Origin of the sequence: Maribellus sp. CM-23, from assembly GCF_021354595.1 — a bacterium.
GTDB lineage: Bacteria > Bacteroidota > Bacteroidia > Bacteroidales > Prolixibacteraceae > Draconibacterium.
In genome coordinates, this window is sequence record NZ_JADWYJ010000007.1 from 196245 (window position 1) to 207879 (window position 11635).

The following is an 11635-nucleotide window of genomic DNA, read 5'->3' on the forward strand; positions in this document are numbered from 1 at the left end:
TAGTTAAATCAAGATGAAGAAAATTATCAATTATATATGGTTTATTGCCCTTGTTTCCATACTCTCATCGTGTATGGAAGAAGTGGGCGATTTTACGGTAAACGGAGAGGCCATAACCGGTTTCGAATTGCAGGGGCCTGACAATAACGATACCATAAAAATCAATACGGAGGCGCTTACTGAAACCTTTGTTTTTCAATGGGCAACAGCTGAATCAGGACTTGGAAGCCCTATTACCTATACCATTCTGTTTGACGGAACTGACGGAGATTTTTCCAGTCCGGTATGGTCAAAAAAATCGGATAACTCTGGAGCTACAGCCAAAGCGACTCTTACTTTCGAAGAATTGCAGCAAATATATGCAGCAGCCGGTGGTGCTGGTGTAGCTTCCCTGAAGTGGAATGTAAAAGCCGAAAACGGTTCGCCGAACGTACAAATGGGACAGGTTGCCAACAACCTGAAAATAGCTTTAAGTTCAGATGGTGTCAGCAATTTCGATCTTGTAAGTCCTCTAAACAAAAGTATTTTACAGATTGACGGCAGCAAGGAAAATGATGCTGTTGTGTTCGACTGGAACGACGCCACTTCAGGTTCAGGTGCTGTTACCTACCAACTATACATTGATGCGTTGGGTAACGATTTCTCAGATCCTCTTCTGGTTTTGGATGCCGATGACGAAGGAACAGCCAGCCAGCTTTCAAAAACACACGGGGAATGGAATACTCTGCTGGGACAAAACGGCATTGAAGAAGGCTCGTATATCTGGACAGTAAAAGCCATAAGCACCGACCTTGAATGGATGAAAGACGTTTATGAAGTATACATCGAATTCGTTAATTGGAACCGTCCAATTTACGTAGTTGGAGATTACAACGGATGGAGCAACAACGATAATGCAAAATTCATTATCTCCACTCCTACCAGCAACAGAATGGCAGAAGGATATATTTATCTGAAGCAGGGCGGTATTAAACTGGTCACCGACCACAGTTGGGACAATGCACACACTTTTGGAGACGACGGAAGCGGTAAGTTAACCAATCCCGGTAATAATATTTCCATTCCCGAAGACGGTTATTACCGGGTAAGAGCCAATCTGAGCGAAATGACTTATTCGTTATTAAAAACCGACTGGGGAGTAATCGGGAGCGCGACCCCTCTGGATTGGAATGATGAAACACCGCTAAGTTTCAATGCCGATTTGAACCAATGGATTGGTGGTGTTCATTTAAAAGCTGCTGAATTTAAGTTCCGAGCAAACCACAATTGGGATTACAATTACGGAAGCAATGCAGCCGACGGAACCTTGCAGGCCGGCGGTAATAATATTCCAATTGAAATGGAAGATGATTATGCCGTGACCTTGGATTTAAGCAAGCCGAACGAATATACCTATTCTGTTCACAGATGGGGAGTTGTTGGAGGTGCTACTCCGGATCCAACCTGGACCAATGACTTTAATATGGCCTGGGATGCAGTAAACGGGGTATTTACCATCACAATCGACCTTACTCCAGGCGAGTTTAAATTCAGGGCAGATGATGGCTGGGGTGTTAACTTTGGAGGAGATCTTAACAACCTCACTCAGGACGGCTCTAACCTGTCTGTTACCGAAGCGGGAAATTATACCCTTACTCTCGATCCGTGGAACAAAAAAGCAACAATAAAGAAAAACTAATTTTTTCGTAATCAAACAGAAACCTCTTCGTCTGAAGAGGTTTCTGTTTTCATGAACAGCCATTTCATAAAATAAATTTAAAGCCATGCTTTCAAGAACTTCTCTCCTATTCATTTTACTCCTTTGGGCTTTTGCCGGAAACGCACAGCTTACTACAAGCCCGGCATTGCCGGTGGCATCGAAAGCGGTGGTCCTTACTTTTAATTCGGCAGAAGAAAGTCGCCTGGGATACTACACGACAGACTTGTATGCACATACCGGCGTAATTACCGATAAAAGTACCGACAACGATGACTGGAAATATGTGATTGGAAATTGGGGCAACAATACTGTTCAGCCCAAACTTACCAACAAGGGAAACGGCATTTACGAGCTGACCATTTCACCCGATATCTATACATTTTACAGCATCCCAAGCAGTGAGAAAGTATTAAAAATGGCTTTTGTTTTTCGCTCTTCTGACGGATCGAAGCAAACGAACAACCTGTATGTTACGGTTTACGAAGAAGGGCTGATTGTTGAGATCACGGAGCCCTCAGGAAATCCGATTTTTGAAAAAAATACAGCCGTAACACTTACAGCAGCCACGTCAACCGAGGCAGCCTTAAAACTCAGCCTCAATGGTACGCTTCTGACTGAAACCACCGGAACAAGTATTTCAACGCAATATACTTTTACCAATGGCGGTACTTACGAACTTATAGCGGAAGCAAGTGTTGGAAATGAAACCGTTTACGACACCGCCAGTATTTTTGTACGCGATGATGTAGTGACTGAAACGAAACCAGCTGCTTACAGAAAAGGTATTAATTACGTGGATGACAATACGGTGGCATTGGTTCTGTATGCCCCCCTGAAAGAATATGTATTTGTAATTGGAGATTTTACCGATTGGAAAGTTAATACTGACTTCCAGATGAAAAAAGACGGCGATTTTTTCTGGCTTGTAATCCCGAATCTGAAAAAAAACAAAGAATATATTTTTCAGTATTTCATTGATGGTGAGCTAAAAATTGCAGATCCTTATTCCGAGAAAATTTTAGATCCCTGGGATGATAAGTACATTCCGGAAACCAGTTATCCTGATTTGATTGCTTACCCCGAAGGAAAAACAGACGGGATTGCTACGGTGATTCAAACCGCACAGCAACCCTACAACTGGCAAGTTACCGATTTTGAAGCACCCGAAAAAGACAAACTGGTGATCTACGAATTACTGGTGCGCGATTTTACTACCGAACAGAATTACCAGGCCGTTATCGAAAAACTTGACTACCTGGAAGATTTGCGCATTAATGTGCTCGAATTAATGCCGGTGAACGAGTTTGAAGGAAACAACAGTTGGGGCTATAATCCATCGTTTTATTTTGCCCCCGACAAATTTTACGGTACAAAGAACAAGCTAAAGCAGCTGATTGATGAATGCCATAAACGCGGGATTGCTGTGGTAATTGATATGGTGCTGAACCATAGTTACGGGCAAAGTCCGCTGGTACAAATGTACATGGACAACTGGACCGTAACAGCCGACAATCCGTGGTACAATACTTCATCGCCCAATTCCACTTATTCGTGGGGCTACGATTTTAACCACGAATCGCAGGCTACGCAAGAGTTAGTCGACAGTGTAAACAGTTTCTGGATCAGTGAGTATAAAGTGGATGGTTTCCGCTTCGATTTTACCAAAGGATTTACCCAGAAAACAGGCGATGGCTGGGCTTACGATGCCTCCCGTATCGCTATTCTGAAACGTATGGCCGATCAAATTTGGGCACGCGACCCGGATAACCTCATCATACTGGAACACCTGACTGACAATTCAGAAGAAAAAGAACTGGCCAACTATGGCCTAATGCTTTGGGGAAATATGCACAACGGCTACCTACAGGCCGCCAAAGGAAATGTTGCCGGATCAAATTTGAATGATGCCCTGTACACCCAACGCGGCTGGAATGTTCCCAACCTGGTTTCGTATCCCGAAAGCCACGACGAAGAACGCCTGATGTACGATTTGAAATTATCGGGTATCGCAAATGGTGATTACGATGTTAAAGACGAAAAAACAGCCTTAAAAAGAATCGCACTTAACTCCGTATTTCATTTGCCTTTACCGGGCCCCAAAATGATCTGGCAGTTTGGGGAGCGCGGTTACGACCTTTCTATCAACCGTTGCGAGGATGGTTCGATCAACAACAACTGCCGGACTTACCCAAAACCTCCCCTATGGGATTACCTTGGAAACACTGACCGGACAGACCTGTTTGACGTAATGGCCAAACTAAATGAACTAAAACAAACGTACGAAGAATTTACCCCCGACAACTTTACTTACGATTTAGCGGGGGCGGTAAAGTGGTTTATACTCAACTCGGGAGAAAATAAAGTATTAGCTGTAGGAAATTTTGATATACAGGTTAGCACGCCCACTATCAGTTTTCCCAAGACAGGTAAATGGTACGAATTTTTTAAAGGCGATTCCACCGAAGTTACCAATCAAAACCGTACTCTTATTCTTCAGCCAGGAGAATACCGGCTGTATTCGACCCGAAAATTTGCGGAGCCGCACATAACCACCGATGTGGGTGATATTCAATCATCAAAATATCAGCTGAATGTCTACCCGAATCCGGTACAAAACACGCTTTTTGTTTCGGCGGAGAAATGGATCGATCAGGTGGAAATTTATTCGCTAACCGGGAAACTGATGACCAGAAACACTGACCGAAGCAAAGAAAAGCAATTGAATGTGGAGGACTTTTCGCCGGGGATCTATCTTTTAAGGGTTATTCTGGACGGCGAGCCTGTTTCACGAAAAATTGTTGTTCAGTAAAAAGCAAAAGGTGCTCTGATCAGTAAAAACCAGAGCACCTTTTGTCTTTTTATTTCTTGTTTCCTGCTATTCTTCAGAGAAGTTCTTCCCTGTTTCTTTTAATTCCTCCAGATCGTTTACGTTAAAATCGCCGTAAAAAGAAACGACAAAAGAATTACCTTGCTTATTCTCGTTCCGAATAAAAATATGACACTCAGTGTACTTGCTTTTTTTGCCTAAAAGCCAGATTTCAGCATTCGAATCATCCTCGTCATCTTCGAAGCGATGATACTTTGACGAAAGCATGGATACTGCTTTGGCAATAAAAGCATCTCCGCTCAACTCTCCTTTTTCAGGGTTGTAAGTCATAAAACGCACTTGTGTCAAACTGCCGGTTACATTACTCTCGTCACCGTTATCTCCCAGATCGATGTTAAACGCATCGCTAAAATCTTTTGATAAAGTAAAGCTGGTCACCCCATCGGCATCGGTAAATGCGTCGTACATTTTATCAGCCTTGCTTTGGCCCGAAGTAAACAGCGTGGCCAGCAAAAGTCCGAGAAGAAAAAAAAGTGTAGTTAATGTTTTCATAAGTGTATAATTGTTTAATGATGGCACTTAATGAACCGGGCCGAAGTCAGCGGTCTGACTTCCGGCATACCGGTTTCTTTTTATAATCGTTCTTATTTTGCTTCTTTCAAGGTTAATCCTTCCGGCATCATTTCCCAGTACTTCCCAATCATGTCCTTATCCCAGGTATTGGAAGTATTTTCAATGTCGTAGATTATTTCCTGCATTCCTTCTCCCAGGTAAATGGTTTTTCCTTCAGGCACTTTCACGGTAATAAAAACTTCCTGGTTTCTCCATTTATCGTCTTTGGCAAGGAAAAAGTATGGATCAAAAACAATGGTCGAGTCGTTTGAATTGAAATGATAGATCACCCGCTGGCTGTTTTCTTTGGCTTCGTCTCTCGAACTTCCGCGTGAAACACTTTTCACGGTTATTACAAATTCGTCAGAGCTGGAGCGAACCACATCCAATTCGGGCTCACCCACAAATACTTCTTCGCCATCAACCACATACACTTCAAAGCCTTCGATATCAGCATCCAACTTGGTGTAATCTTCGTATTTGTTTTCTGCAATGTTGAGATACAGTGTCTCGCAAGAGTCGCAATCAATTACCTGGCTTGTTGTTATGGACGAGCGGTCTTTGAAATGTTTTACCTGCGTGGCCGAAAGTGACAGCAGCACGATCAATGACACAAACCAAACCCCGATCATCGACAACACAATGGCTGCGTTGTTTGACTTATAACGAAACACCAGCTTGGTTCCGAAGAAAAGAAGGGCCAATAAAGGCAAGCCAATTAAAACCCCTACCAAAACCAACCCAAAAGTTACGGTTCCGGGCTCAACAAAATAGTTCAGAATGTCAGGAACATACACTTCGGGACTCCAAATCAAAGGCCAGCTGGATACAAACGAATGACCGATTACCATAGAAGAAATCAATCCGAGTAAACCGAAGAATCCGGAAATAATCAGCACTACGCCAAAAATCACCACAAATACTTTCAGTATTACTTTAAATATGTTGTAAACCACGTCGCCGGCACCTTCTACCGATTTTCTTCCTTTTGAATAGGTATCCGATTCCTTAAATTTCTGATAGCTTTCTTTTACTTCCTTTACCTCCTCTTTTATCGATTTCTCAATATTTTTTACCGTAGCTTCCTGTCCGCGCATTTCCAGGCGCTGTGTTGTACTGGAAGCCTTGGGCACTGCAATCCACAAAATAATGTATGCCAGCAATGCCGCACCGGTAGTAGCAAAGAAAAGGATGGCAAAAATGATTCGCAGAATAACCGGATCCATGTTGAAATATGCTCCCATACCACCACAAACACCTCCAAGTACCCGGTGTTCAGGGTCGCGATACAGGCGACGTTTCCGTTTGGTTTCCGATGCGATGGAATCGTCCTCGCCTTCTTCTTCAGCAAAATCTTCCGGAGTACCCATGGTTTGGATTACTTCGTTCACCCAATCCAGTGTTATTACGTTCTTGTCGTTGTCCGATTTGGCGCTGAAAATCTCAGCAATACGGGCTTCGATGTCAGAAAGTATCTCCTTTCCTTCTTCATCGCCTCCAAAATGATTTTTAAGATTGATCAGGTACTTTTGCAGTACTTCGTAAGCATCTTCTTCGATGTGAAAAATAGTCCCGCTTATATTGATTGTGAATGTCTTCTTCATTTTGTTTTTTGTTTGAAATTATCCGGTAACGATTTAAGCATTCTTGGTTTTTATCATCTCAATGGCATTTACCAACTCACTCCACGAATCGCCGAGTTCGACCATTAAACTACGGCCCGAGTCGGTCAATTCGTAATACTTGCGCGGTGGTCCCTGTGTTGATTCTTCCCAGCGATATGCCAGTAATCCGGCATTTTTCAAGCGGGTAAGCAGGGGATACAATGTTCCTTCCACTACGATCATTTTGGCTTCCTTCAGAGCCTCAATAATATCGCTGGCATACAATGGTTTTCCATCAAGAACGAGCAAAATGCAGTACTCCAGTACCCCCTTCCTCATCTGTGCTTTTGTGTTTTCTAACTTCATAACGTGTCCCTCGTTAATTGATCCTTTGTTGTTAATCTCCCTAAGCTCTGTTTATCTGCCTGCTAAATATTCCACATTGCATCAGATACCATCCAGTCTTCCAGCTCCAGCGCCTTTTCGGCAGGTTCAAACAGACTTTCGTCCATCATCCAGGGTTCAATTGTCAGCTCAGCATCGCTTGCTGTTTCAATGTGAAATGCTGCTGTGTTGAATTTTGAGTAATCCATCATCCAGCCTTCCAGCTGCAAAGCCTGCTCTGCTTCTGTGGCAAATTGCGCATTACCGGTATTTGTTCCGGTAGCTTCTACATTCATCTTGCCGGTCTCGGTCATCGCAAGGGCAATATCGCCAAAACTACTGTTGGATAATAATCTTTCCCAAAACCCCTGGGCACTTACCGTATAACTAACCAGCACAAGACTTACTATTACGGCTGCTGATCTTAATACTGCTTTCTGAACATTGTTTTTTGTTTTCATGGTGATCTGTTTTTAGTTTTCTGCTTTCTGTTAATTGTTTCTTGTTTTCATGACCTGTTTTCAGGCTTTTCTGCTTCTTGTTTTCTGTTGTTAAGACGATGTCTTTTTGTTTCCGTTACACTGTACAAAGAACTTTTCTTAAAAAACTACTAAGTTTTACATTGTTATTTGCATTACAAATATATGTATAATTTCTAGTACCATGCAACACATAGTACCATATTTTTTAGAAAATATTTTATCCTTTTCTCACATTAGACTAATTAACAAACACTTAAGCAATCATTAATCGACAAATAAAATTTGGGAATTCTGAAGTGATTTTTTGATATTTAACAATAATGTGCGGTTTGATATTTCAAAAACTTGAGAAAAACAGCGGGCGCACCTGTTGAAAACACCTTTATAACTTGTTAAAAACTATGTTAATTTTTTTAACAACTATATATGCGTTCATTTGTTTTTAAATACTTTTAGTGGCAAATTTAATCGCGCAACGGTTGGGCTGAAGGGAAGAAAAACACATTAAATAATTTAACTTCTGGTTAATATAAAGTTCACAAAGAAAGGTTTCCTTTACCCTGTCGTTAGAACACTAAATAACAGGAAAAAAGAAGGAATAAAAACGCACTGTTATTCACATGAATTTTGGTTATTTAGAAATAAAGCAAATACACGATTGGAAAACTCTGCCAACGTCATCGGCGTACTTCAAACTCAAACACTTTATAACCTGATTTTGAGAAACATTAATTCTATAATTATTTAAAATCCAAATCTATGATTAAAAAAATCAGTTTTTTATTAGTAGCACTCATTGTATTCTCAGCTACTATAATGCAAGCACAGGTAACCACTTCCAGTATGAGTGGGCGTGTCACTGATGCTGAAGGAACTGTGATAGGTGCGACGGTGATTGCCACACACGCCCCTTCAGGAACAACTTATGGCACTGTAACCAACGTAGAGGGCCGATTCAACCTAAACGGTATGCGTGTAGGCGGACCTTATACAGTACAAGTTACTTTCATTGGATATGGTGCATACACACAAAACAACATTACGTTGAGTTTAGGTGAAAACTATGTAATGAATGTTGTGCTCTCTGAAGAAGCATTATCATTAGATGAAGTCCTGGTTACGGCAACCCGCACAAAATTCTCTAATGAGAAAACCGGAGCAGTGACCAACATCACAAACGACCAGATCGAAAATTTGCCTACAGTAAACCGCAGCATCATGGACATTACCCGTCTTTCTCCTTATGGGGGTGACGATATGAGCTTTGCCGGAACAGATGGTCGTACGGCCAACTTTACAGTTGATGGAGCTAATTTTAACAATAACTTCGGTTTGAGTGACGCTCTTCCTGGTGGAGGTAACCCAATCTCTATTGAAGCTATTGAAGAATTGCAAGTTGTAATCGCTCCGTATGATGTGCGTCAAACCAACTTTATTGGCGGTGGTGTAAACGCCATTACAAAATCTGGTACAAATACCTTCAAAGCCAGTGCTTATACGTATCACAGAAATGAAAACATGCGCGGAGATGCCGTCAGAAATCAACAAATTGAAGGAGCGCGCGAAAAAGACCGTAATACAACCTACGGTTTCACAATAGGTGGCCCGATCATCAAAAACAAATTGTTCTTCTTCGTAAACGCTGAAAAGGAGAAAACACCAACAATTGTAAATCGCTGGAGAGCCTCGACTGATGGCGTGGCTGATCCGGACAATTTTATATCCCGCACAACAGAAGAAGATCTTAAGACAGTTTCCGATTTTGTAAGAAGTAAATATGGATATGAAACAGGATCTTACACAAATTTCCCTGCGGATGAAAGCAACAAAAAATTTCTTGCCCGTTTGGATTGGAATATCACAGACAAACATCGTTTAGCATTACGATATAACTACACTAAGAACGTTTCATGGAGATCACCGAACGCTTCTTCGATGGACGCAGGTACTCGTATGTCTGAGGCCAGGATGTCACAGGCCTCCATGTCATATGCCAACTCGATGTATTCGATGGACAACCTTGTTCATTCATTCTCTTTTGACTTAAACAGCCGTTTATCGGAAAACATCTCTAATCAATTCCTGGCAACATTCTCTAAACTTGACGATATCCGCGGAACAAATTCTGATGCTTTTCCTTTTATCGACATTTTGAAAGACGACCAGGCATACCTCTCTTTGGGTTACGAGCTATTTACCTGGAACAACGGTGTTCACAACAATGTATGGAACATTAAAGATGAGGTGACCTATTATTTAGGTAATCATAAAATTGTTGGTGGTGCTGCTTACGAATACAAAATGGCCGATAATGCTTATATGCGTAACGGCACAGGTTACTATCGCTACACAAGTCTTGATGCCTTTTTAAACGAAGAAGCTCCTGAAATTGTAAACCTGACCTATGGATACGACGGAGAAAGCAACCCTGCCGCTCGTGTAACAACAAACAAAATTGGTGTATATGCTCAGGACGATTGGAGTATTAACGAAAGACTCAAACTTTCGTACGGTCTTCGCCTTGATGCACTTTTCTTTAACAACAGTGATTTGATGACAAATCAAGCCATCAAGGAACTTGATTATTCGGGTCGTAGTATTGATACAGGCGAGTGGCCTTCTACCAATATCATCTTCTCTCCCCGTATAGGTTTTGTATGGGATGCTTCCGGTGACAAGAGCTTGAAAGTTCGCGGAGGTACCGGTCTTTTCTCAGGTAACTTACCGCTTGTATTCTTCACTAACATGCCAACCAACGGTGGTATGGTTCAATACCAGGCACAAATAAACGCAAGCAATGCTGCGAAGAAAGGTTTTACAATGGATGAATTTGCCGGCGGACTTGTAACGGATGCCGAAGGCAAGGCTACAATAGCAGCACTACATGATAAATTGGCAGGCTTAGGTTATCCTACAACTATTTCGCCTGAAGATGGTACTGTTCCTTCGGCTATTGCAGCTGTAGATCCTGATTTCAAAATGCCGCAAGTATGGAAAACATCATTTGCTGTTGACTATGCATTCCCGACATCTTTCCCATTATCTGCAACAATTGAAGGAATCTACAACAAAACAATCAACGGTGTTTCTATTTCTGACTGGAGTATTCCAACAGTAGGTGGTTTTGCCCGTTTTAACGGTGTCGACAATCGCCCCATTTACCCTGATGGTTATCGCAGCGGCACAAAAGCATTTATTTTGGAAAACACAAGCCGTGGTTACGGTTGGTCAGGCAACATCACACTTAATGCCCAACCAGCAGAATGGATCAGTTTGATGGCCGCTTACACACATACAGTTGCTAAAGATGTAACAGGTATGCCGGGATCTAATGCAGAATCTGCATTTACATACGTTCCTACAGTGGAAGGTCCTAACCACATTAAATTGCACAATTCTCAATACAACACTCCCGATCGTCTTGTGGCATCGATTACTGCCCACGACAAGAGTGGCAACCACTATGGTATCATCTATGAAGGATGGCGCGGTGGAGCCAACTACTCTTATATGACGGTTAACGACATCAATGGTGACGGTTATAACTACGATGCAATCTATGTTCCAACAGATGAGGAAGTGGCAAACAACGAATTCCGCTTTGTTTCTGCAGACGATCAAACTCGTTTTATGGACTACGTACATGCCGATGATTATTTGAAAGATCAACAAGGTAAGTATGCAGAAGCCTATAGCGTTTACTCTCCCTGGGTACATCGCGTTGACTTCAGCTACAAACATGATTTTGCTCTTAAAGCAGGTAATAACGGACACAAACTGCAACTTAGCCTGGATATCAAAAACGTAATGAACTTCTTCAACTCCAATTGGGGTGTGGCTAAATATTTGAACCCGGAAATTGGCTCGGAAGCCCGCATCCTCAAATACGAAGGTGTTGATGCTGACGGTATTGCTACATTCTCTACACCCGCTTCAATCCATGGCAATACCAAAACATTCACGCCAAGTTACACATTGGGTCAAACCTGGTATGCTTCTATTGGTATCAAGTATATTTTCAACTAAT

General features: G+C 42.0%; 7 protein-coding genes. 3 read left to right on the forward strand and 4 right to left on the reverse strand.

The window, feature by feature from the left end:
• Positions 1 to 13: 13 nt before the first annotated feature.
• Together INQ51_RS20810 and INQ51_RS20815 are read left to right on the forward strand one after the other, a co-directional pair.
• The gene (locus INQ51_RS20810) at positions 14 to 1678 is read left to right on the forward strand and encodes a SusE domain-containing protein (RefSeq protein ID WP_233379916.1); all 1665 of its coding nucleotides are present in this window, start codon (positions 14 to 16) and stop codon (positions 1676 to 1678) included.
• A gap of 85 nt (positions 1679 to 1763) precedes the next feature.
• The gene (locus tag INQ51_RS20815; protein WP_233379917.1) at positions 1764 to 4508 is read left to right on the forward strand and encodes an alpha-amylase family glycosyl hydrolase; all 2745 of its coding nucleotides are present in this window, start codon (positions 1764 to 1766) and stop codon (positions 4506 to 4508) included.
• Between the two features lie 66 nt (positions 4509 to 4574).
• On the opposite strand, the gene INQ51_RS20820 is transcribed toward INQ51_RS20815, so the two are convergent.
• The 4 genes from INQ51_RS20820 to INQ51_RS20835 all read right to left on the reverse strand — a co-directional run bounded on the left by INQ51_RS20820 (position 4575) and on the right by INQ51_RS20835 (position 7587).
• Positions 4575 to 5078 (reverse strand): DUF4252 domain-containing protein, encoded by a 504-nt coding sequence (locus tag INQ51_RS20820; protein WP_233379918.1) that lies wholly within the window; start codon positions 5076 to 5078, stop codon positions 4575 to 4577.
• Between the two features lie 92 nt (positions 5079 to 5170).
• A complete protein-coding gene (locus INQ51_RS20825; protein ID WP_233379919.1) occupies positions 5171 to 6742 on the reverse strand; it encodes a PspC domain-containing protein in 1572 nt (523 codons plus the stop codon).
• A 33-nt stretch (positions 6743 to 6775) separates the two neighbouring features.
• Complete coding sequence (locus tag INQ51_RS20830) at positions 6776 to 7108, reverse strand: PadR family transcriptional regulator (RefSeq protein ID WP_119437531.1); 333 nt, start codon at positions 7106 to 7108, stop codon at positions 6776 to 6778.
• A 62-nt stretch (positions 7109 to 7170) separates the two neighbouring features.
• Positions 7171 to 7587 (reverse strand): hypothetical protein, encoded by a 417-nt coding sequence (locus INQ51_RS20835; protein ID WP_233379920.1) that lies wholly within the window; start codon positions 7585 to 7587, stop codon positions 7171 to 7173.
• Positions 7588 to 8367: 780 nt separating this feature from the next.
• On the opposite strand from INQ51_RS20835, the gene INQ51_RS20840 reads away from it, so the two are divergent.
• Positions 8368 to 11634 carry a TonB-dependent receptor gene (locus INQ51_RS20840; RefSeq protein WP_233379921.1) on the forward strand — a complete coding sequence of 1089 codons (3267 nt, stop codon included), beginning with the start codon at positions 8368 to 8370 and terminating at the stop codon, positions 11632 to 11634.
• The last annotated feature ends 1 nt before the right edge of the window (position 11635 follow it).